Genomic DNA, 22,910 nt, shown 5'->3' with positions numbered 1-22,910 from the left:
AAAAAGGATGCTTACCCCTAAGTCCGATAACTTACCTTAGAGTCCGATTATGTATATCAGGAAAACCCTAAGAGTCTAGCTTGGGAGCCTTTTCTACTTGCTGACGATAGAGGCTTGGAGTAACCCCTTGATGCTGCTTAAAGAATCTAGTGAAATGACTTTGGGCAGAAAACCCAAGCTCGTCGCCAATATGAATTAGGCTTTCCCCCTTATCAGCAAGAGCATCGAATGCAAACTCCATCCTCAGAACATTTGCAAATACAACCGGCGAAAGCCCTGTACAGCGCCTAAAGAGCTCAAAAAAGTGAGATCGAGAGAGATCTACACTCTTAGCAACCATGGAGATATCACTAAAGCCTTGCGGTGAGGTGCGCATGATATGAATGGCTTTTCGTATCCTAGGATCCATAAATGCTAATGAATTACCGGAATTACGTAAATCACCTTGGGTTAGAAGGTCGGCATCATCCATAAAACTCAGCACGAGCTCAAGCAAGATGGATTCAAGGTAATCATGGGTAATCTGATCAGCCCACCAAAGTTCCATTGAAATCTTTTCCAATACCTGCATTTGATGGTTACCCAACCCAGACAAGTTATTAATAAAGAAACGAGGATGGCTACTTGCTAAGAATTTTTTGCTAAACGAAGCTAACCACTTTGGTTCCAGGTACAACGCAAGCAAAATGGGATTTTCACCATTCACTGGTAAATGAAGGTAAGAATGTTCTTCCCAGGCGTTGATGAGAACTGCATTGTTATCTGTTAGGGGGCATAACTGTCCCCTAACCTGAAAGGCAATATCTGGGCCTGCAACCTTGCATAAGATGTGGCAGTGATGATGCGCATGGGTAACTAAGGGCGCATCCATCTCAAGAAGCGCCACCCTACCAAACTCGCCGTGAAGAAGTCGTATTACTTTTGACATGCGTTAAATCATCTCATACACCGACCATATTGATATGCTTTTTTTATATTGCAGTGCAAAAGAAAAAGCCCTGATTTCTCAGGGCTTTCAATAGCTAGAGCCTACCTGGGCTCTATTTTTTCTTTACTGGTGGCAAATCGGTGCAATGGCCGTGAGCTGCTTCAGCCGCCAAACCTACGGATTCACCAAGGGTAGGATGCGGATGAATCGTTTTACCGATATCCACTGCATCAGCACCCATTTCAATAGCCAGACACACTTCGCCAATTAAATCGCCAGCGTGTGTACCAACAATACCGCCACCAATAATGCGATGAGTAGTTGCATCAAAAATGAGTTTTGTGAAACCTTCATCTCGACCATTCGCAATTGCGCGTCCGCTAGCTGCCCATGGGAATAAGCCCTTCTCATAAGCAATACCCTGCGCCTTGCACTGCTCTTCTGTCAGACCGGCCCAAGCTACTTCAGGGTCGGTGTAGGCGACTGATGGAATTTGCTTCGCATCGAAGTAAGATTTTTCACCAGCAGCCGCTTCAGCAGCTACGTGACCCTCATGCACTGCCTTATGAGCCAACATCGGTTGACCAACTAAGTCACCAATTGCAAAAATATTTGAGACATTAGTGCGCATTTGTTTATCCACTGGAATAAAGCCGCGTTCATCTACCTGCACGCCTGCTTTACCAGCATCAATCCTCTTGCCATTTGGAGTGCGGCCTACTGCAACTAATACCAAGTCGTAGGTTTGCGGTTCCGCTGGCGCATTCTCGCCCTCGAAGCTAACCTGTATGCCATCAGACTTCACTTCTGCTTTGGCAGCGCGGGTCTTGAGCATGATTTTTTCAAAACGTCCGGCATTGAACTTTTCCCAGACTTTTTCTAAATCACGATCTGCACCAGCCATGAGGCCGTCCATCATCTCAGCAATATCAATACGTGAGCCCAGCGTGCTGTAAACAGTTGCCATCTCTAGACCAATAATGCCGCCACCGATTACCAACATACGCTTTGGAATACTCTTGAGCAATAAAGCACCAGTGCTATCCACAATGCGTGGATCTTCTGGCAAGAAAGGCAACTTCACTGGCTGACTACCGGCAGCAATGATGGCCTTCTGAAAGCGCACCACCTCTTTTTTACCCGTGAGGTCTTGGCCAGTACCGTCGGTTAACTCAACCTCGACATGGTTCGCATCTAAGAACTTACCCAGGCCGCGCACTACCTTCACTTTACGAGCCTTTGCCATTCCAGCAAGACCACCAGTTAATTTGGCAATGACAGACTCTTTGTAACCACGTAATTGATCAATCTCGATCTTCGGCGCACCAAAGGTAATGCCATGCTTTGCCATGGTCTTTACTTCATCCATCACTGAAGTGGTGTGGAGCAATGCTTTAGATGGAATACAACCGACATTCAAGCAAACGCCACCCAAAGTTGGGTAACGCTCTACTAAAACGGTATTCATACCCAAGTCAGCACTTCGGAATGCTGCGCTGTAACCGCCAGGGCCAGCACCAAGTACTAATACCTCACATTCATGATCAACCTTGCCGCTGTACTGCCCTGCTACTGGTGCAGGTGCGGCTGTCATTGTTGGAGCAGCCGGAGCTGGTGCCACAGGAGCTGCAGCAGGTTTAGCGGCAGGCGCCGCACCACTTGCTTCGATTTCTGCAATCACAGAACCTTTGCCAACCTTATCGCCCAACTTAACTGCAATGCTAGTGATAGTACCTGCAGCATCTGCTGGTACTTCCATTGTTGCTTTGTCAGACTCAAGAACCAATAGTGGCTGCTCTTTTTCAATCACATCGCCAACTTTAACCAGTACTTCGATAACTGGCACATCTGAATAGTCGCCAATATCTGGAACGAGAATTGTTTGCTTAGCCATGAATTCCCCTTACAGACTAGCGCGACGGAAGTCGGCCAAGAGCTGAGCAATGTACACATTGAAGCGAGTAGCCAAAGCACCGTCAATCACACGATGATCTGCTGACAAAGACAATGGGCAAATCAGGCGAGGTACAAACTGCTTACCATCCCATACCGGCTTCATTGCAGCCTTGCTAACACCCATGATGGCTACTTCAGGCGCATTAACAATCGGTGAGAAATATGTACCACCAATGCCGCCTAGTGATGAGATCGTAAAGCTCGCGCCCTGCATTTGATCAGGCTTTAATTTGCCATCACGAGCAAGCGCTGCTAGATCTGAAGTTTCTTTGGCTAGTTCAAAAATGCCTTTTTTATCCGCATCTTTAATGACAGGCACAACCAAACCAGTAGGAGTGTCTGCAGCAAAGCCAATATTGAAGTATTTCTTCAGGATCAGATCATCGCCATCCAAAGAGCTGTTGAACTCAGGATATTTTTTCAATGCTGCTACTGCGGCCTTCATTAAGAAAGCAAGCATCGTGATTTTGACACCCTTCTTCTCATTCTCTTTATTAGTGAGAACGCGGAATGCCTCTAAGTCAGTAATGTCAGCATCTTCGTGATACGTCACAGCTGGAATCATTACCCAGTTACGACCCAAGTTAGCTGCAGTAAGCTTCTTAATGCGATTTAATGGTTGGCGCTCAATCTCACCAAACTTTGTGAAATCCACTTTTGGCCAAGGGATGAGATTCAAGCCACCTAAACTACCGCCGCTAGAAGCTGCTGCAGGACTTCCTGCTCCGCCGCTCATCGCTGCCTTTACAAAGGCTTGTACGTCCTCTTGAGTAATACGTCCTTTTGGACCTGATCCTTTAACTTGATCAATCGTGACGCCTAGCTCGCGCGCAAACTTACGCACAGATGGGCTTGCATGACTTACTGCTGCTTCTACTGGCGGAGGAGTATTGCTCAGTGGAGGTGGCGCTGGGGCTCTTGCGATCGGAGGCTCAACAGTTTTAGCTGCTGGTGCCGCAGGTGCTGCGCTGGCTGCTACGGGTGCTGCCGCAGAACCTGAAGAGCCACCTTCCAGGATCACAACCACCGATCCTTCAGAAAGGTTATCGCCAACTTTAACTTTGACTTCTTTGACGATGCCAGAGTGGGATGAAGGAACGTCCATAGTGGCTTTATCAGATTCAAGTACAACGATGGATTGTTCTTTCTCAATCTTGTCGCCTACCTTCACTAAAACCTCAATTACAGGTACATCTTTGTAATCACCGATATCCGGGACTTTGATTTCAATTGGAGATCCGCCAGCACTTGCTGGTGCCGCAACTGGTGCTGCCGCAGGAGCGCTAACAGCTGGTGCTGGAGCTCCAGCCGCTGCACCCTCTTCCAAGGTAATGACAACAGAACCCTCAGAAAGGTTATCACCAATCTTCACTTTGACTTCTTTGACAACGCCAGAGTGTGATGAAGGAACGTCCATAGTGGCTTTATCAGATTCAAGCACAACGATGGATTGTTCCTTCTCAATCTTATCGCCCGCCTTAACCAATACTTCGATCACCGGTACATCTTTGTAGTCACCGATATCCGGGACTTTGATTTCAATTATTTGACTCATAGTATTTATCTCTTATCAAACCGTCATTGGGTTTGGTTTAGTAGTGTCGATGTCGTATTTCTTAATCGCTTCTGCCAACTTAGAGCGATCAAGCTGACCGGAGTCAACCAAAGACCTCAAAGCAGTCAGAACCACCCAACGACGATCTACTTCAAAGAAATCACGGAGTTTTTCACGGGTATCTGAACGACCAAATCCGTCAGTACCGAGCACTTCGTAGCGACGACCCATGTGCTGAATCGCCGGACGAATTTGCTCTGCAAATAAACGCACATAGTCAGTCGCTGCAATCACTGGACCAGTCGTGTCTTTAAGGCACTTCTCAACATGAGATAGGGTTGGTGCAGCAGCTGGGTTCAAAAGATTGCTGCGGTGTGCTGCAGTCCAATCACGGCCAAGTTCAGTAAAGCTTGGGCAACCCCACAAGTCTGAAGCAATGCCCCAGTCTTTATGCAAAATCTCTGCCGCTTCGATAACTTCGCGGAAGATTGTTCCAGAGCCTAAAAGTTGTACGCGCAGCTTTGCGTTGGCGTCGCCAACTGACTTCAGCTTATACATACCCTTAATGATGTCTTTTTCTGCACCCTTAGGCATTGCAGGATGCGCATAGTTTTCATTCATCAAGGTAACGTAGTAGTACACGTCTTCCTGAACTTCCAACATGCGACGCATACCATCCTGAATGACTACCGCCAATTCAAATGAGAATGTAGGGTCGTAGCTAATACAGTTAGGAACTGCACCACTCCACAGATGGCTATGACCATCTTCGTGTTGCAAGCCTTCGCCGTTCAAAGTAGTTCTACCAGCAGTACCGCCTAGCAAGAAACCACGGCTACGCATATCGCCTGCAGCCCAAGCTAAGTCACCAATACGCTGGAAACCAAACATGGAATAGAAGATGTAGAAAGGCAACATCGGTACGCCATGCGTGGAGTAAGAAGTAGCAGCAGCGATCCAATCGCACATACCACCAGCTTCGTTAATACCCTCCTGCAAGATCTGACCGGTCTTATCCTCTTTATAGAACATCAATTGATCGTGATCCTCTGGGGTGTAGAGCTGACCTAACTGATTCCAAATGCCCAATTGGCGGAACATGCCTTCCATACCGAAAGTACGTGACTCGTCTGGCACAATCGGAACTACACGCTTACCAAGCACCTTATCGCGCACGACGGTGTTGAGCAAGCGCACAAATGCCATCGTTGTAGAGATCTCGCGACCTTCTGTAGTTGCTTCAAGTAATGGTGCGAAAGTTTCTAATGAAGGTACTGGCAAGCTTTCAGCTTTGGTGCGACGCTGTGGCAAATAACCACCCAACTCTTGACGGCGAGCCTTCATGTACTCAAGCTCTGGACTGCCTTCAGCAAACTTCACCAAAGGCATGTCATCTAACTGCTCATCTTTAACTGGAATTTCAAAGCGATCACGGAAACGACGAACGTCATCTGCATTCATCTTCTTCGCCTGGTGGGCAATATTCATCGCCTCGCCTGAGCCACCCATACCGTAACCCTTAATGGTATGCGCCAAGATCACTGTTGGCTGTTCTTTATGATTTACCGCTGCATGAAACGCTGCATATACTTTATGAGGATCATGGCCACCACGATTTAGCTGCCAGATCTCATCATCACTCCAGTCGCTAACTAAAGCCTTTAATTCTGGGGTATTGAAAACAATCTCGCGAACATAGGCACCATTCTTAGACTTCATCGTCTGGTACTGACCGTCAACGATCTCGCCCAAACGCTGCATCAAGATGCCTTTTTTATCACGTGCAAATAAAGCATCCCATTGACCGCCCCACACTACCTTAATGACGTTCCAGCCTGAACCGCGGAACTCACTCTCGAGTTCTTGAATAATTTTTCCGTTACCGCGCACTGGGCCATCTAAGCGCTGCAAGTTACAGTTGATGACAAAAATCAGATTGTCGAGTTTTTCACGACCGGCCATACCAATCGCACCCAGAGATTCTGGTTCATCGGTTTCACCATCACCCAAGAAGGCCCAAACTTTACGACCCTGCTCTTGAATAAAGCCGCGATCAGTTAAGTACTTCATAAAGCGCGCTTGGTAAATCGCCATGATCGGACCCAAGCCCATCGATACGGTTGGGAACTGCCAGAAGTCTGGCATCAACCAAGGATGCGGATAACTAGAGATACCTTTGCCGCCTACTTCTTGACGGAAGTTATTGAGCTGACCCTCTTCGAGGCGACCTAACATATAAGCACGTGCATATACACCTGGAGCTGAGTGGCCTTGTACAAATATCAAATCACCACCATGCTCAGGGGATGGCGCATGCCAGAAGTGATTAAAGCCTACGTCGTATAAAGTCGCCGCCGATTGGAAAGAAGAAATGTGGCCACCAACGTTAGTATCTTTGTTGGCGCGCAAGACCATCGCCATGGCATTCCAACGAGTGTAAGAACGAATACGGTGCTCTACGTTCTGATCACCAGGCAAGCGTGCTTGGTTTTCAACAGGAATCGTATTAATGTAAGGAGTCTCAGCATGGAACGGCTGAACTACCCCGTTTACACGAGCATGAGAAATTTGTTGATCAATAAGATAGGCAGCTCTTTCTGGCCCCTCATTGCGAATCACGCCATCGAGCGCCTGCAACCATTCTTGAGTCTCCCCCGGATCGGCATCCTGAGCATTCTGTTTACCTAATACTTGGTCTGGAACCGCTGCCATCTTTAGTCTCCATTAAATAGTGCTTTATTTGTCATTAACTCTATAGGCAATATTCTAGGAAGGTATATGGGTGTAAACAAGCAATTTTCCACATAATGATAATATTTCTCATAATGTGGTAATTTATTGCGGTGCAAATAAGAATGGCTATGTAGACCACAAATCCCGTTTCAGGGGTCGCAATAGGGCAAAATGCTTTGTATTCATGAAAGTTTCAGTCTCCACCAACCTTTTCCTTCGGCCATTGAAATGGCTCCGCAAAATACGCGGATTTAGGCTTGTTTACACCCCCCTGCTTGCAATCGTGATCTTTACTGCGGTCATGGGCATTATTTTGGGCACACTGCACTTACAAGAAAAGAATCAACAAGAAGCGGCTTTATTTAGAGAGCTATCTTTTGCCAAGCAGCGCATTCAATCTCGATTTGCCAGCAATCTCGATGCATTAACCACAATCAACCGCGAAGTTGCGGCTAGTGATGACCAAGTCAAGCTCAGGCAAATTGCTAGAGAGCAGGCAGATGATCTAGTTGTCAACAACCATGAAATAGTCAAAATCATTTGGCTAAACAACCAAGCTCAGCGTGAATGGGCGGCACCAAACGAAACAGGTAAATCAGATTGGATTACCAGAACTCAAAATGATAAACCTATAAATACTGGACTCGCCTCCACTATTGAGCTCAGCAGAGTAACTGGTCGAGCAGCGTTTAGTCCGTTTATCTCACTCAATCTTCCAGGCGATGAGCCTATAAACGCAGAGAGAAAAATTGTTTTTTGGCAAGTAGTGCCCAATATAGTCAGCGGAGAAATTGTGGGTTACTTGGCGGCGCTCTACACCACCCAAGGGATTTTGGATGTCATTCCTGGAGAGCTCAAGTCCTACTACCGCTTTACACTCATTACCGACAACGAAAAAGTTCTGGCAATCTCCTCCGATAAAGGGACTCCTAAAAGGGCTTTCAGCAATCAGACCAGCTTAGATATCGGAGTATTAAGTCCGAATATCACCTTGCGGATTGATACCTATCCTCCACCTACCAACCTCACCTTCAGGATGTTGATTGGCGTTGTGTTGGGGCTGAGTATCTTCGTAATTTGGAGTTTGTGGTCCGTCCTCAAGCAAATGCAAGTGCGCCAAGAAGCCGAAGCAAGTCTGCGTACAGAAACTAGTTTTCGTAATGCGATGGAGAACTCCACTCCAGTGGGTATTCGTGCTCACGATATGGAAAAACGCATTACCTATGTCAATCGAGCCTTTTGCGAAATGACAGGCTGGAGCTCCGAAGAGTTAATGGGTCTCACCCCACCGTTTCCATTTTGGCCAGATAGCCGAAGAGATGAGCTTGTAGAAAAAATGAATCGCGCCCTGAAATCTGAGATCAGCGGCAGCATGAAAATTGGTATCGAGGGTGCCATTATGAAGCGTGATGGAACCTTGATCCAAACACGTACATTCATTGCGCCCTTGATTAATGAAAAAGGTAAGCAGACTGGCTGGGTAACCTCATTAATCGATATTTCGGAGCCAAAAAAGATTCGCGAAGAATTGGCTGCGTCACAAGAACGATTTACCACCGTTCTCGAGAGTTTAGATGCAGCAGTATCTGTTGTCTCTTTAGAAACTGATGAACTGTTATTTGCCAACCGCTTCTACCGAGAAAATTTTGGTAATGATTCCAAGGGGCACTTTCAATTAGCTCATCAAGAAAAAGAAATCGATGCCTTGCACAACATCGCGCAAGATCTTCAGGACTACATACGTGATGGCATTCCAACTTCTTTTATTTATCAGGAATCAGAGTCAGAAGAACTGCAATTGACTGATGGCAGTAATAAGTGGTTTGAAGTCAGAAGACGCTTCATCCCATGGGTTGACGGGCATCTTGCGCAATTATTGGTTGCCACCGACATCACTGCCCGTAAAGAGGCTGATGATTTGGCGCGCCAACAACAAGAGCGCATGCAGTTCACCAGTCGTCTCACCACCATGGGTGAGATGGCATCCTCATTAGCTCACGAGTTGAATCAACCACTCTCCGCTATTTCAAATTACTGCAATGGAGTGGCGAAACGTTTAGATGGCAATGTCGATCCCGCTATTACCAAAGAGATCTTGCCAGCACTGGCCAAAGCCTCCGAACAGGCACACCGCGCCGGAACGATCATTCAACGTATTCGAGGCTTCGTTAAGCGTAGCGAACCTCAGCGTAAAGCAGCAAACGTTTCTGAAATCATTAATGATGCAGTTGGCTTAGTTGAAATTGAAGCGCATCGTCACCGCCTCACCATCACTTCCGAGATTGCTGACAATCTCCCGGTAGTTAATCTGGATCCGGTTCTTATCCTGCAGGTGGTAGTTAATCTACTGAAAAATGCGCTTGATAGTGTTCGTGAGGCCTACCCCCTCTCCTCACGCTGGTCAGCTCCCCCAGTGAGGATTAATGCCGATTTAGACACCAGCATTTTCCCAGCCATGCTCAGAATTCAGGTTATCGATGGCGGGGGTGGAATCCCTGAAAATGTCCTAGAACACATGTTTGAGCCGTTTTTTAGTACCAAATCCGATGGTATGGGCATGGGGCTCAATATCTGCCGCTCTATTATTGAATCCCACCATGGTAGGCTTTGGGCCACCAATGTCCAGGACTCCGAACAGACCAAGCTGGCTGGCTGCACCTTTACAATACTTCTACCCCTGGAATCCCCTGAAACCAAGGCCAATACTTAACATTGAATTTATAGGTTTACCTCGCGAGAACTGATATGAACTTAAGTGCTACTGCAAAACCAAACCAAGCTGAAGTTGTCTATGTTGTTGATGATGATGAAGCAGTTAGAGATTCCCTCACTTGGCTTTTAGAAAGCAACGGCTATGTTGTGCGTTGCCATGCAAGCGCTGAACGTTTCTTACAGTCTTTGCAAAGCACTGATAAGTCCACTATCTCTTGCGCTATTTTGGATGTGCGCATGCCTGGTATGTCAGGCCTTGAATTACAAGAGCGCTTAACCGCTGAAAATTTGCCAATGCCAGTAGCCTTCATCACAGGTCACGGCGATGTTTCTATGGCGGTATCCACTATGAAGCGCGGCGCAGTAGACTTCATCGAGAAGCCATTTAAAGAGAATGATCTTTGTGGTTTGGTAGATCGCATGCTTGCTAAAGCTCGTATTGACTATTCACAAGCAAGCCAACGCAAAATTACTCAAAGCTTACTCAGCAAACTGACTGGACGTGAACGTCAAGTGCTCGAGCGTATTGTTGCTGGTCGCTTAAATAAACAAATTGCTGATGACCTTGGCATTTCTATCAAGACTGTTGAAGCACACCGTGCCAATATCATGGAAAAGCTCAACGTCAATACTGTGGCAGACCTACTCCGCCTGGCTTTATCTGATCCACAACCTAATTAATATCAAGGTCTTGAGATGCCAGCGCAATTATTAGATGGAAACGCACTCTCTAAAAAGCTTCGTACAGAGATTGCAGCTCGTGGTGCAATCGTTACTGCCAAAGGCACTCGCCCTGGCTTAGCTGTCATTGTGGTTGGCGACAACCCTGCCAGCGCAGTGTATGTACGCAATAAGGTCAAAGCTTGTGAAGATGTTGGCTTTCATTCCGTTTTGGAGCGCTACTCCGCTGAACTTGGCGAAGAAGAACTGCTGGCTCGCATTGCTACCCTGAATGCAGATCCTGCAATTCATGGGATCTTGGTACAGCTCCCATTGCCAGAACACATTGCTTCTGAACGCGTACTCGAAGCGATTGCTCCGGAGAAAGACGTAGATGGCTTTCACGTTGCGAATGCCGGCGCATTAATGGTTGGCCAACCAGAATTCAAGCCATGCACGCCTTATGGCTGCATGAAGATTCTAGAGAGTATTGAGTATCCGATTCGCGGCGCACGTGCTGTGATTGTTGGTGCATCCAATATTGTGGGTAAACCAATGGCTATGTTGCTGCTACAGGCTGGTGCAACCGTCACCATCTGCAATAGCAAGACGCGTGACCTGGCACACCACACAAAGGATGCCGATATCTTGGTCGTTGCTACTGGCAAACCGAAGATGATCTCTGGCGATATGGTCAAAAATGGTGCGGTAGTGATTGACGTTGGTATTAACCGTCTGCCAGATGGCAAGCTTTGTGGTGACGTTGATTTTGATACCGCCAAGTATGTCGCTGGCTGGATTACCCCCGTTCCTGGTGGCGTTGGTCCCATGACCATCACTATGCTGCTAATGAACACCTTGGAAGCGGCTGAAAAGGCAGCTAAGCACTAAGGATTTGACTGGGGCTTTTGGCAAAATTGCTCCCAGTCCATTAAGCTAGAGGGATGACTACATCTCCCCCTAATACCCTCCCCACTGAATTACAAAACAATCCTCTGGTTACCTTTGGACGCGGCATCGCCGCCTACTCCGAAGTAAAGCCCGAGCACATTGCCCCAGCAATTGAATACTTGCTGAAGCATGCGCAGGACGCAGTGGATGTTGCAGTAAATGCAAATACAGTGCCATCTTGGGATGCGTTGGCTGAGCCATTAGAAGATGCTACAGAGTCTTTAGGCAGGTCTTGGGGTGTGATCTCTCACCTCAATAGTGTTGCTGATACACCAGAATTACGAGCCGCCTATGGTGCGATGCTGCCAAAGGTAACCGCTTTCTTTTCGAGTCTTGGGCAAAATTTAGATCTATACAAGAAATTTAAAGAACTCAGCAAATCTCCTGACTTTGCAAAACTGAGTTCAGCACAAAAAAAAATGATCGAAAACTCCTTACGTGATTTTCGCCTTGGCGGAGCAGAGTTGAGCGATGCAGACAAGCCGCGTTTTGCCCAAATTCAGGATGAGCAAGCAACCTTAGGCAAAGCCTTTTCTGATCATGTCTTAGATGCAACTGATGGCTTTGTACACCTTGTAACGGATAAAGCAGATCTGGTGGGACTACCTGAGGATACAGTTGCTGCAGCCGCAGATACTGCTCAGCAAAAGAATCTGCAGGGCTGGGCATTCACACTGCACTTCCCTTCTTATTACCCAGTCATGCAGTACTCAGAAAATCGTGCCCTGCGCCGCTTGATGTACGAGGCCTATGTCACGCGCGCTTCAGAGCTGGCGCCACAATACAGCAAAGGCAAGCTGGATTGGGATAATACGAAAAATATGCTTGAGCAACTCAGACTGCGCGATGAAGAAGCGCGGATGCTGGGATTCAAGAACTATGCCGCGCTGAGCTTAGCGCCAAAGATGGCAAATAGCGTTGAGGAAGTGGATTCCTTTTTAACCAATTTTGCCCAAAAGGCAAAACCTTTTGCACTCAAGGATTGGCAAGAACTTTCCGAGTTTGCCAAAACAGAACTTTCAATTACAGATGGCTTGGAGCCTTGGGATGTTGCATTTGCTTCTGAGCGATTGAAGCAAGAGCGTTACTCATTCTCAGAGAATGAATTGAAGCAGTATTTCCCATTACCCAAAGTATTGGATGGACTCTTCCAAGTAATTCAAACTTTGTTTGGCGTAAAGATTGAAGCAGCTAGCCTACCTACATGGCATGCTGACGTGCAATCCTTCTCAGTCAAAAATGCCAAGGGTAATATCGTGGCATATTTTTACCTCGATCCCTATGCTCGCCCTGGCAAGCGTGGCGGCGCCTGGATGGATGATGCCCGCGGCCGCAGAGTATTACCCAATGGAGAGATCCAAATACCTGTAGCGTATTTAGTCTGTAACTTTGCACCTCCAGTGAAGGTTGATGGCGTCTTGCGCCAGCCTACCATTACCCATGATGATGTGATCACCCTCTTCCATGAGAGTGGGCACGGACTGCACCACCTCTTGACCCAAGTTAGCGCTTTAGGTGTTTCTGGAATCAATGGGGTTGAATGGGATGCGGTTGAGCTACCAAGTCAGTTTATGGAAAATTTCTGCTGGGAATGGGAGGTCTTGGAAAAGATGACTGCACATGCTGAAACTGGCAAACCGTTGCCGCGTGAGCTCTTTGAAAAAATCTTAGCCGCCAAGAATTTCCAAAATGGCTATATAACCCTGCGCCAAATTGTGATGTCATTAACCGACTGGCGCCTACACTCCAGTTTGGATACCAAAGATGCGAATGATCAAGCGGTACTCGACCTCTCAAGAGCGATTGCCGATCAATTTAATGTCATCCCACAGCCCGCTATCTCTCGCTGGATTAATACCTTCAGCCATATCTTTGCAGGTGGCTATGCAGCAGGCTATTACAGCTATAAATGGGCAGAAGTTCTATCAGCAGATGTCTACTCCGCCTTTGAAGAGGCCGCCAAACTTAATGGTAGCGTCCTAGATGAAAAAACGGGTGCTCGTTATCGCGAAGAGATCTTAGAAGTCGGTGGAAGCCGTCCGGCAGCTGAATCTTTCAAGGCCTTTAGAGGCAGGGAGCCAAGTATTGATGCCCTTCTCAGGCATGGTGGCTTGGCTTAATTGATTTAATCAATTGCGCAAATAGAAAAACCACCCGAGGGTGGTTTTTCTATTTCTTGACTGATGAATTTTAAGATTTCATTTCTGATTTACTTAATAGCTTAGTTTCTGATTTAGTTTTTTGGGCAAGCATTCTCTAGTGGTTTGCCTGATACTCGATCCTTAACCCAAGCTAAGTAGAATGGCTTAGATGATCCAGGGGTCGTAAAGTGCGATTGCTCACCGGGTAATTGCATTCTTCCAACATTACCACCTAATTTACAAATTTGATCTTGATAAAGCTTATGCATCATTGGAGGAACAGCAGTATCTTTTGAGCCAAAATAGATTTGCACTGGCGCAACAGGTTTTACTACGGGTACGCCGCCCTTAATCATTGCTTGTGCCCAAGCCATAGTGTTAGTTGGAGTAGATTTCAATAAGTTGGTGTAAGTTGTTGCATAGTTAAAATTAAATGTATCGCTAGCCGCATGCATACATTTGTTATTGTAAATTTCGTTAACTACTTTCACGCCCTCATCGGTAAAAAGATCGGACAGCTTTAGATTAGGAAAGGCTGCCTGAGTACCCCAGTAGAACATAGTTGCATGGGTGAAGTTAAAGATGTTATCTGAAAACATTTTTAGCGAGCCCTGCAAATATTTATCCGCAGCAGCTTGATCTAGTTTTCCTACTGGAGCGAGAATAGAAATATCTTGCGGCGCTAGAGCAACAAATCCTAGAATCTCCACACCATCAAATGCGGTGCCAGTTTGTTTTATATAGTCAGGCATTCCAGCTAAGGCAATTGTGGCCCCACCACCCTGCGACCATCCATAAACAATCGTCTTCTTGTTGGCACCCGTCTCCTTCATAGAGCCGGCAGCACGAGCAGCATTAAGCGTATCCATGCCATTGGTTGCTGAAACACTATATTGATGTCTGCCACCACCACCCAAACCTTGGTAGTCGGTTGCAACCAATACATAACCCTCTTTAATAAATTCTTCTACTGCTGGAATTCCATAATCAGTCCAAGAATTTCCACCAACCAAGAAATACTCATTTAAAGGAACTGCTGGATCTAATACTTGTGATGGGCCACAGTTCTGAGCTGAACCCGTTGTACCATGCGCCCACGTTATCACTGGACGACCACCTGCAGGAGCTTGTCCAACTGGAGCAACTACTAGGCCAGTTGAGATGGTTTTGCGTCCAGCAATGTCAGAAGAAATATAGGCAATCTTCCATGCTTGAGCACCCTTGACGGAAGTTTCAATTTTTTCCTGCTTAATCACTTGCCCTAGCTTACCTTCGGGGGCCATCTTCATCACGGACGCATAAAAAGGTTGTACCGGAGGATCAGCGAATACAGTAGGCGACAAAACACCGAGAGCGGTACCGAGCGCTAAAACTGAAAGACGAGTGATTTTTTTCATGATCAGAATAATATTGGGCTCTAAAACCTCTATTAAACACCAAGCAAAGCTCAAATTAAGGCTGGCTACACTTTTTTAATCGTTGCCACTACAGGGGCATGATCGGAAGGCTGCTCCCAGGTTCTAGGCTCTTTATCGATTACGCTAGCAGTGCATTTTTCTTTAAGCGCTTCACTGAGTAGGATGTGGTCGATACGCAAACCAGCATTTCTTCTGAATCCCATCATGCGATAGTCCCACCAACTAAAGGTTTTTGGCGGCTGCTCAAACATTCTGAAAGAGTCTGTGAGACCCAATTCAACCAACTTTTGAAAGGCTTGACGTTCCTCTGGAGAAACTAAGTTCTGCCCTATCCATTTAGAAGGATCATGCACATCCATATCTGCAGGGGCAATATTAAAGTCGCCGAGTAAAGCTAAACGTGAGTTCTGCTGGAGTTCTTCACCTAACCAAGTTTGCAATGCTTTAAGCCAACTCAGCTTATATACGAATTTATCGCTATCAGGCGATTGACCGTTTGGAAAATATGCAGAGACCAACCTTATTGGCTGAGTTCCCGCAAAGGGAATCGTGGCAGCCAAGATTCTCTGCTGCTCATCTTCGAAGTTTGGAATGTTTCTAATGGGTTTTAGAAAGCTGGTTGCCGTATCAGATGCAATCGGCGCTAGCGCCGCCTTGCGCACAATGATGGCTACGCCGTTATAGGTCTTTTGACCTGCAGCCAGACTCAAGTAGCCAGCATCCTCAAGCTCTTTATGCGGATACTTATCATCCGTGAGCTTGAGCTCCTGCAAACATAATGCATCAATAGGCTGCTGCTTTTTTTCCTGATCATGCAACCAACTCAGGACTTGTGGAAGGCGAACCTTTAATGAGTTCACATTCCATGCAGCTATGCGAACTGAATCAGTCATCGATTCCCAACTCTTGCAACTTACGGGTAATCGTATTGCGTCCAATACCTAGACGTTGAGCAGCCTCCACCCTTCTACCGCGCGTTACTTCAAGCGCAGCCTGTAGCACCGCCTTTTCGAAACGTGCAGTAAGAGCATCAAAGACTTCCTTATCGCCATCTTGCAGCATTTTGACAGCAAGACGTCCTAAGCCGCTCTCCCAGTCACCTGAAGCAACTTTAGTCGCAGCAGGATTACTTGGCGAGGACTCACCATGAAGAATCACGGGTTGCTCGCTAGCCTCTGCAACGATATCGGCAGGCAGATCACTTACCCCAATCACATTGGCAGGCGTCATTACCGTTAACCAATGACATAAGTTCTCTAATTGACGAACGTTACCTGGAAAGGGCATTGCGCTGATTTCTTTTAAAACTTCATCAGATAGCTTTTTAGGCTCAACACCCAATGACTTTGCACAAGTGAGCATGAAATGACGGGCTAACATCGGAATGTCTTCGCTACGCTCACGCAATGAAGGCATGCGCAAACGAATGACATTCAGGCGATGTAGTAAATCTTCACGGAAGAGACCTGCAGCCACTCTTGCATCCAGGTTCTGGTGAGTAGATGCGATGATGCGTACGTTGGCCTTAATCGGATCTTGACCGCCAATGCGATAGAAATGACCATCAGACAAAACTCGCAGCAAACGGGTCTGCAGGTCAAATGGAAGGTCGCCTACTTCACCTAAAAACAGGGTGCCGCCATCGGCCTGCTCAAAGCGACCGCGACGTAGAGTTTGCGCACCAGGAAAGGCGCCACGCTCATGACCAAACAACTCAGACTCTAATAAATCTTTTGGTACAGCTGATGTGCTCAAAGAGATAAATGGACCTTTAGCGCAAGGGCTGTGCTTGTGCAATGCATGAGCCACCATCTCTTTGCCAGTACCAGACTCGCCAGTAATGAGGACTGTTGCATTGGACTGAGCTAAACGACCAATTGCACGGAAGATTTCTTGCATGGCTGGCGCTTGACCAATGATCTCAGTAGCATCTTGGCGCCATGCGGTTAATTCTTTAGAGCCAGAGTCATTGCGAATGCCCTGCTCAACTGCACGATGAATCAACTCCACCGCTTTTTCGACGTCAAATGGTTTGGTAAGGTACTCAAATGCACCGCCTTGAAAAGAAGAGACGGCCGAATCCAAATCGGAGTAAGCCGTCATGATAATGACAGGCAAATTGGGATGGCTAGCTTTTACATGCTGCAAGAGATCTAAGCCATTACCGCGCGGCATGCGAATATCTGAAATCAGCACCTGAGGAGATTCCTTCTCCAGGGCATTGAGAACATCATTTGGATTAGAGAAACTCTTATGTGGAATATTCTCACGCGATAACGCTTTTTCTAAGACCCAACGAATGGATTGATCATCGTCAACGATCCAAATTGGTTTCATGATGCTTTCTCCTGCCTACGGTATGGAATTTGAATATGAAAATCGGTGCGACCAGGACGGCTATTACACGAAATAAAGCCCTGGTGTTGCTGAACAAAGGTTTGCGCCAAAGTAAGACCAAGGCCACTACCGCCCTCTCTACCCGAAACTAACGGGAAGAAGATGCGTTCAATAATTTCTTCTGGGATACCTGGCCCGTTATCAATCACATGCAGATCCATCGCCAACTTATAGCGATGCTTAGCAATCGTCACTGAACGTGCCACTCGGGTCTTCAGCTCAATTTGCGCAACACCACTTTGAATCTCTTCAGAAAGAGCTTGTGCTGCGTTATGAACAATATTAAGTGTTGCCTGAATCAACTGCTCACGGTCTCCCAATACATCTGGCAGACTTGTATCGTAATTACGAATAATTTTGAGTCCCTTTGGAAACTCAGCCAAAACCAAACTACGTACACGCTCCAAAGCTTCATGCACGTTGAAGGATTCCATCACGTGCGCCTTGCGATGTGGCGCCAAGAGACGGTCTACCAAAGTCTGCAGGCGATCTGATTCTTTAATAATGACTTGCGTGTACTCCCGCAAACCTTTATCTGGCAATTCGAACTCGAGCAGCTGAGCCGCTCCACGAATTCCACCCAATGGATTTTTAATCTCATGCGCTAAATTGCGCATCAACTGTTTATTTGCCTCAACCTGCTGCGTTACGCGTTCATCGCGCTCACTACGCAACTGCTGATCTATCGGAAACCACTCCATCATGATGAGAGTAGGATCCTCGAGGACCGCCACAACAACGTGTGCCGGTATTGACTCATGATGAATACTGCTAGGCAAGGAATGCAAGATCATTTCTTGGCGCTGCGCCATTACATGCCCCTGCTTCACTTCACCAATCATGACTCTTAATGCTTCATTGTCACCAAATAAGTTGTGCACAGATTGACCCTCAAGTGATTTACGCGAGAGGTCCAAAGCTGACTCAGCAGCCGGATTCACGTACACCAATTGTTGGGTCTCAGCCTCAAATACCACGATGGCATTGGGCATCTGATCAAGCAATGTCGGAAAAAAAGGAGCAGCCGAAGCTGCTCCCTTGAACGAATTGCGCAACAGACCTGCGCTCAAGCTCTCTCCTTCGCTTACAGGGAGTAGTACATATCAAATTCGATAGGATGAGTAGTCATACGGAAACGTGTGACATCTTCCATCTTCAAATTGATATACGCATCAATCATGGACTCAGTGAATACACCACCGCGAGTCAAGAACTCGTGATCTTTCTTCAATGCTTCCAATGCCTCTTCCAAGCTCGCGCAAACGGTTGGGATCTTTGCATCTTCTTCTGGTGGCAAGTCATACAAGTTCTTGTCAGCAGCTTCGCCTGGATGAATCTTGTTTTGAACGCCGTCCAAACCAGCCATCATCAATGCGGAGAAGCAGAGGTATGGGTTAGCCAATGGATCTGGGAAACGAGTTTCGATACGACGACCCTTAGGATTTGCTACGTGTGGAATACGGATAGAAGCAGAACGGTTACGTGCTGAGTAAGCTAACTTCACCGGCGCTTCAAAGCCTGGCACCAAACGCTTGTATGAGTTGGTACCTGGGTTAGTGATCGCATTCAATGCCTTAGCGTGCTTGATGATGCCGCCGATGTAGAACAATGCGAATTCTGACAAACCTGCATAGCCATTACCAGCAAACAAGTTCTCGCCGTTCTTCCAAATAGATTGGTGAACGTGCATACCAGAACCGTTATCGCCAACTACTGGCTTAGGCATGAAAGTTGCTGTCTTGCCATAAGCATGAGCAACGTTTTGAATGACATACTTCTGCCAGATAGTCCAGTCAGCGCGTTGTACCAATGTACTGAACTTAGTGCCCAATTCGTTTTGGCCTTGACCAGCAACTTCATGGTGATGAACTTCAACTGGAATACCTAAAGATTCGAGAATCAAACACATTTCAGAGCGCATGTCTTGGAATGTATCTACAGGAGCAACTGGGAAGTAGCCGCCTTTTTTGCCTGGACGGTGACCAGTGTTGCCGCCTTCGATTTCAGCAGCCGAAGACCATGGAGCCTCTTCGGAATCAATCTTCACGAAGCAACCCTGCATGTCAGCACCCCAACGAACGCCGTCAAAAATAAAGAATTCTGGCTCTGGACCAAAGTAAGCTGTATCGCCCAAGCCAGTGCTCTTCAAATAGGCTTCAGCGCGCTTAGCAATAGAACGTGGGTCACGGTCATAACCTTTGCCATCAGCTGGCTCGATTACGTCACATGTAAGAACCAATGTTGGCTCTTCATAGAATGGATCAATATAAGCAGCTGTTGGATCTGGTTTGAGCAACATGTCTGATGCTTCAATACCCTTCCAACCAGCAATAGAAGAACCGTCAAATGCATGACCGCTCTCAAATTTGTCTTCGTCAAAAGCAGAGATAGGAACTGTCGTGTGTTGTTCTTTACCCTTTGTGTCTACAAAGCGGAAATCAACGAAAGTACATTCTTTCTCTTTAACTAACTTCATCACATCAGCGACGGTCTTCGTCATGCAAATCTCCTCTATTAACTAAATTCGGAATTAAAACTCAAGGCATACACCCTTGTTTATTCCAGGCACCAAACATGCCTTATGGATGTATGTAATTTACTGAAGCAAACAAATGGGAACTCTCATTATTGCACTGTTTAAGTGCTGAAATATCCCTCAGATAAGCTCAAATACCCCTATTTGCACCTTTTTAGTGCAAATAGTTTTAGACGATATCGTGGATTTCGTAACCCAGCTCTTGGGTGCCCGCCCTGAGGGCAATCCAGGCGCTTTCTAGAAGGTTGGCATTGCCTTTAATACCCAACTCAATATGGCGCTGGGCGTACACGCCACACCTGGTGGCATCGCCTACTGATGGCAAGCTAAAGACCTTCACCCCAGGAAAGTTGGCCTCTATACGCTCCATTAAGGGAGTCAAAGTTGACTCAATCCCCTTCGGGACGATAAAACTCTGCTCAGCCCAATTCTCTTGGTGGAATAGATCCTTGTAATGGGTATCCAAGCACCATGCCATCATCGGCGCCGCCATTACTGGGAAACCTGGCACAAAGTGATGCTCCTGTATTCGAAAGCCCGGAATTTGGTTGTAGGGGTTAGGAATGATTTCGCTGCCAATGGGAAATTCACCCATCTTGAAGCGATGTTGATTTTCTGGAGTGCTGAGATCTGCCTTAATCGGATCCCCTTCTGCCATCGACTGAATTCTGCCGGCAATCAATTCTTTTGCAGTTGGATGCAATTCAATTTTTGTACCCAAGGCCAAAGCAGCGCATTGACGAGTATGGTCGTCCGGTGTTGCGCCAATACCGCCAGTACTAAACACGACATCGCCGCTTACAAAGCTCTGCTTTAGCGTAGCAGTAATTTGCGCAGGATCATCAGCAACATATTTAGCCCAAGCAAGGCTGAGGCCGCGCTCGTTGAGTAACTCAATCATTTTGCTCATGTGCTTGTCTTGACGGCGACCTGACAAGATTTCATCACCGATCACGATTAAACCGAAGCGACGTTGAACTGCAGCTGCCACATCTTTTGGTTCGTCTATCTTAACTTTTTTCATTTCATTAACTATCTCATTAGCTATCGTATTAACCGTGATACGGAAGTTCTAAATCAACTACACGCGATTCCACTGTCAGCGCTTTATCCAACTCCTCTTCTCTCAGTTGCTTAAGCGCATCCAATAGGAAGTAACTAAACCACAAAGCAGCAAAGACAAAGATCAAAGAATAAATCCAAAGTGCTATGAAGCTTACGATCGGGAACAACACCAAAGCCAATGCAGAGGTGGCCCAAAAGAATGTAGGCACCGCACCTAGCATTCCCGTTGCAATGCCCATGCAGAGCAAAGGCCAACGATATTTTTCAAGTAAGAGATCGCGCTCTTCCGAGCTGGCATGTTTTGCTAATACGTCATAGGACATGAGTCGCATCGTTAACCACCCCCAGAGCAAGGGAGGTAAGACAGCCACAAGTGGAGGTACCCACCAAACGGGCAAAGTCAACATCACAAGAGCCAGACAAATCATGGCAGACCACAATGAGTAAATCAAACTTCCGAAGAACCCGCCGCCTTGTTTACATTCGAGATCTTGAAATTGAGAATTTCTTGAAGCAATTTTGACAATTGCAGGGACGGTTGAAAAGGCGATAAATACGAGTAAGCTAATTGTGATCAACGGAATGATCAACATGACAAAAAATAATGGTGCTATCCATGCTCGCGCGTTATCAAATCCTGCCCAAACAAGACCTTCTTGAATCCAGCTGGTAAATATCGAAGTTGTTAGAAAGATACTTAATGCTTCGAGTGCAGGTGTCCATGTAAGCCAGATAAGACAACCCCACAGCACGGAAACAATCAGAAATGGTCTTAAGCTGAGCCACAACATCCGTGGATGCATAGTCCCAACCAAAGCCATGCCAAATGATTTAAAAACCTGCTGCAAGCCGACCATACAACTCCTATTGCCTTGAGACTTGAAGTCTACTTAGGCATGATTTCTTTAAAGGCATGAACAAGGCCTTGCCACTGTTGTGTAAGGATATTTTGTGAAACCGTTAGGTTTCTTACCCCTGTAGGATAGACCTCTTTAGGAAAGATGGCCGTTCTAAACAACATATCCCACCATGGGAATAAAACACCAAAGTTACAACCTCCTAATACACCGGGCTTACCTTTAGCTTCGTGACCATATCCAACGGCATGGTGCATGCGGTGAAACATAGGCGATACCAATAGATATTTAGCGGGACCTAAATGGGTCTTGATATTGGCATGCTGCCAACTTTGCAGAAATTCACTCAAAGCAATTAGCAAAATGAATTGGCCTGGTGATACTCCAAACATCAACGCAACAAAAGACATCACCACTGCCCGCATGATGTCATCCAGTATGTGATTGCGATTATCAGACCAAGCAGTCATGACTGTTTGACTGTGATGCAAAGCATGTAACTGCCACCACCAGTTAAATACGTGAGACGCACGGTGGTAGAGATAGTCAACGAAATCAAGCAACACCAAGTAAATCAAGAAACTAATAGCCGGAATAGAAGTGACACCGGGCCACCATGACTCGACGTTTAAACGATCGAAACGGAAATCGTGCAGGATGGAGTCGATCCCGAAGAAGAATCCAGACAAAGCGATAAATACTAGGCCATGAAAAATGCCCAAGCGATGAAACAAGGTGTACAAGACATCAGCTCGAGTTGCTTTCGCAAAACGCTCTTGCTTTTCTGCTGGGGCGAGGCGCTCCCAAGTTCTTAGGACAACAATAATCAAGAAAATTTGGATGCAGCCAAACAAAAACCAATCAAGTCCATCAAATACATCTTCAGCCCAAGCCATTAAATCGAATTGATATAAAACTGGGGCCACTATATTTGCAAACAGGAACTCCTGAACGCTAGCGTACGCGGCTGAAATTGCAGAAGTGATGGCATTGAGATCCAT

16 protein-coding genes are annotated in these 22,910 nt (G+C 46.6%); 4 read left to right on the top strand and 12 right to left on the bottom strand.

The features are described 5' to 3' along the window. Nucleotides 1–67 precede the first annotated feature (67 nt). The 4 genes from JaK3_RS04535 to aceE all read right to left on the bottom strand — a co-directional run bounded on the left by JaK3_RS04535 (nt 68) and on the right by aceE (nt 7,151). Nucleotides 68–928, bottom strand: a complete 861-nt coding sequence (locus JaK3_RS04535) for a helix-turn-helix transcriptional regulator (protein ID WP_068321250.1) — start codon at nt 926–928, stop codon at nt 68–70. Nucleotides 929–1,040: 112 nt separating this feature from the next. Beyond that, nucleotides 1,041–2,822, bottom strand: a complete 1,782-nt coding sequence (lpdA, locus tag JaK3_RS04530) for a dihydrolipoyl dehydrogenase (protein ID WP_068321247.1) — start codon at nt 2,820–2,822, stop codon at nt 1,041–1,043. Between the two features lie 9 nt (nt 2,823–2,831). Next, nucleotides 2,832–4,439, bottom strand: a complete 1,608-nt coding sequence (gene aceF, locus JaK3_RS04525) for a dihydrolipoyllysine-residue acetyltransferase (protein ID WP_068321244.1) — start codon at nt 4,437–4,439, stop codon at nt 2,832–2,834. A gap of 15 nt (nt 4,440–4,454) precedes the next feature. Then, nucleotides 4,455–7,151 carry a pyruvate dehydrogenase (acetyl-transferring), homodimeric type gene (gene aceE, locus JaK3_RS04520; protein ID WP_068321241.1) on the bottom strand — a complete coding sequence of 899 codons (2,697 nt, stop codon included), beginning with the start codon at nt 7,149–7,151 and terminating at the stop codon, nt 4,455–4,457. A 205-nt stretch (nt 7,152–7,356) separates the two neighbouring features. Between aceE and JaK3_RS04515 the strand changes: the two genes are divergently transcribed. From JaK3_RS04515 to JaK3_RS04500, 4 genes are read left to right on the top strand one after another with little or no spacing between them, the layout of a single operon-like run. Then, nucleotides 7,357–9,882: a sensor histidine kinase gene (locus JaK3_RS04515; protein ID WP_068321239.1), complete on the top strand. Its 2,526-nt coding sequence runs from the start codon at nt 7,357–7,359 to the stop codon at nt 9,880–9,882. A gap of 35 nt (nt 9,883–9,917) precedes the next feature. Then, nucleotides 9,918–10,565, top strand: coding sequence for a response regulator transcription factor (locus JaK3_RS04510; RefSeq protein ID WP_068321237.1), 648 nt, complete (start codon nt 9,918–9,920; stop codon nt 10,563–10,565). Between the two features lie 15 nt (nt 10,566–10,580). Further along, a complete protein-coding gene (gene folD / locus JaK3_RS04505) occupies nt 10,581–11,435 on the top strand; it encodes a bifunctional methylenetetrahydrofolate dehydrogenase/methenyltetrahydrofolate cyclohydrolase FolD (protein WP_068321234.1) in 855 nt (284 codons plus the stop codon). 53 nt (nt 11,436–11,488) lie between these two features. After that, a complete protein-coding gene (locus tag JaK3_RS04500; protein ID WP_068321231.1) occupies nt 11,489–13,615 on the top strand; it encodes a M3 family metallopeptidase in 2,127 nt (708 codons plus the stop codon). A gap of 113 nt (nt 13,616–13,728) precedes the next feature. Here the strand turns inward: JaK3_RS04500 and JaK3_RS04495 are convergent, their stop codons facing one another. From JaK3_RS04495 to JaK3_RS04460, 8 genes are all read right to left on the bottom strand, one after another. After that, a complete protein-coding gene (locus tag JaK3_RS04495; RefSeq protein WP_068321228.1) occupies nt 13,729–15,033 on the bottom strand; it encodes a lipase family protein in 1,305 nt (434 codons plus the stop codon). Between the two features lie 65 nt (nt 15,034–15,098). Beyond that, the gene (xth, locus tag JaK3_RS04490; protein ID WP_068321225.1) at nt 15,099–15,947 is read right to left on the bottom strand and encodes an exodeoxyribonuclease III; all 849 of its coding nucleotides are present in this window, start codon (nt 15,945–15,947) and stop codon (nt 15,099–15,101) included. Beyond that, on the bottom strand, nt 15,940–17,391 hold the full coding sequence (gene ntrC, locus JaK3_RS04485; protein WP_068321223.1) for a nitrogen regulation protein NR(I): 1,452 nt from the start codon (nt 17,389–17,391) through the stop codon (nt 15,940–15,942). The genes xth and ntrC overlap by 8 nt, the downstream gene beginning before the upstream one ends. Further along, nucleotides 17,388–18,521, bottom strand: coding sequence for a nitrogen regulation protein NR(II) (glnL, locus tag JaK3_RS04480; RefSeq protein WP_068321218.1), 1,134 nt, complete (start codon nt 18,519–18,521; stop codon nt 17,388–17,390). Before glnL ends, ntrC begins: the two co-directional genes overlap by 4 nt. A 14-nt stretch (nt 18,522–18,535) precedes the next feature. Further along, nucleotides 18,536–19,951 (bottom strand): type I glutamate--ammonia ligase, encoded by a 1,416-nt coding sequence (glnA, locus tag JaK3_RS04475; protein WP_068321215.1) that lies wholly within the window; start codon nt 19,949–19,951, stop codon nt 18,536–18,538. 205 nt (nt 19,952–20,156) lie between these two features. Next, nucleotides 20,157–21,011: a competence/damage-inducible protein A gene (locus tag JaK3_RS04470; RefSeq protein WP_068321211.1), complete on the bottom strand. Its 855-nt coding sequence runs from the start codon at nt 21,009–21,011 to the stop codon at nt 20,157–20,159. A 28-nt stretch (nt 21,012–21,039) separates the two neighbouring features. Continuing rightward, nucleotides 21,040–21,909: an EI24 domain-containing protein gene (locus JaK3_RS04465; RefSeq protein ID WP_068321207.1), complete on the bottom strand. Its 870-nt coding sequence runs from the start codon at nt 21,907–21,909 to the stop codon at nt 21,040–21,042. Between the two features lie 29 nt (nt 21,910–21,938). Next, entirely contained in the window at nt 21,939–22,910 is a 972-nt protein-coding gene (locus tag JaK3_RS04460; protein ID WP_068321204.1) for a sterol desaturase family protein, read from the bottom strand.

The sequence above is a fragment of the Polynucleobacter yangtzensis genome (assembly GCF_001595965.1).
GTDB classification, from domain to species: domain Bacteria; phylum Pseudomonadota; class Gammaproteobacteria; order Burkholderiales; family Burkholderiaceae; genus Polynucleobacter; species Polynucleobacter yangtzensis.
This window is presented reverse-complemented; position numbering and strand designations above follow the sequence as displayed.

What these genes read in the sequence shown, in the direction of transcription:
- JaK3_RS04535 (WP_068321250.1), bottom strand. Translation starts at nt 928, where the DNA reads ATGTCAAAAGTAATACGACTTCTTCACGGCGAGTTTGGTAGGGTGGCG.
- lpdA (WP_068321247.1), bottom strand. Translation starts at nt 2,822, where the DNA reads ATGGCTAAGCAAACAATTCTCGTTCCAGATATTGGCGACTATTCAGAT.
- aceF (WP_068321244.1), bottom strand. Translation starts at nt 4,439, where the DNA reads ATGAGTCAAATAATTGAAATCAAAGTCCCGGATATCGGTGACTACAAA.
- aceE (WP_068321241.1), bottom strand. Translation starts at nt 7,151, where the DNA reads ATGGCAGCGGTTCCAGACCAAGTATTAGGTAAACAGAATGCTCAGGAT.
- JaK3_RS04515 (WP_068321239.1), top strand. Translation starts at nt 7,357, where the DNA reads ATGAAAGTTTCAGTCTCCACCAACCTTTTCCTTCGGCCATTGAAATGG.
- JaK3_RS04510 (WP_068321237.1), top strand. Translation starts at nt 9,918, where the DNA reads ATGAACTTAAGTGCTACTGCAAAACCAAACCAAGCTGAAGTTGTCTAT.
- folD (WP_068321234.1), top strand. Translation starts at nt 10,581, where the DNA reads ATGCCAGCGCAATTATTAGATGGAAACGCACTCTCTAAAAAGCTTCGT.
- JaK3_RS04500 (WP_068321231.1), top strand. Translation starts at nt 11,489, where the DNA reads ATGACTACATCTCCCCCTAATACCCTCCCCACTGAATTACAAAACAAT.
- JaK3_RS04495 (WP_068321228.1), bottom strand. Translation starts at nt 15,033, where the DNA reads ATGAAAAAAATCACTCGTCTTTCAGTTTTAGCGCTCGGTACCGCTCTC.
- xth (WP_068321225.1), bottom strand. Translation starts at nt 15,947, where the DNA reads ATGACTGATTCAGTTCGCATAGCTGCATGGAATGTGAACTCATTAAAG.
- ntrC (WP_068321223.1), bottom strand. Translation starts at nt 17,391, where the DNA reads ATGAAACCAATTTGGATCGTTGACGATGATCAATCCATTCGTTGGGTC.
- glnA (WP_068321215.1), bottom strand. Translation starts at nt 19,951, where the DNA reads ATGACGAAGACCGTCGCTGATGTGATGAAGTTAGTTAAAGAGAAAGAA.
- JaK3_RS04470 (WP_068321211.1), bottom strand. Translation starts at nt 21,011, where the DNA reads ATGAAAAAAGTTAAGATAGACGAACCAAAAGATGTGGCAGCTGCAGTT.
- JaK3_RS04465 (WP_068321207.1), bottom strand. Translation starts at nt 21,909, where the DNA reads ATGGTCGGCTTGCAGCAGGTTTTTAAATCATTTGGCATGGCTTTGGTT.
- JaK3_RS04460 (WP_068321204.1), bottom strand. Translation starts at nt 22,910, where the DNA reads ATGGATCTCAATGCCATCACTTCTGCAATTTCAGCCGCGTACGCTAGC.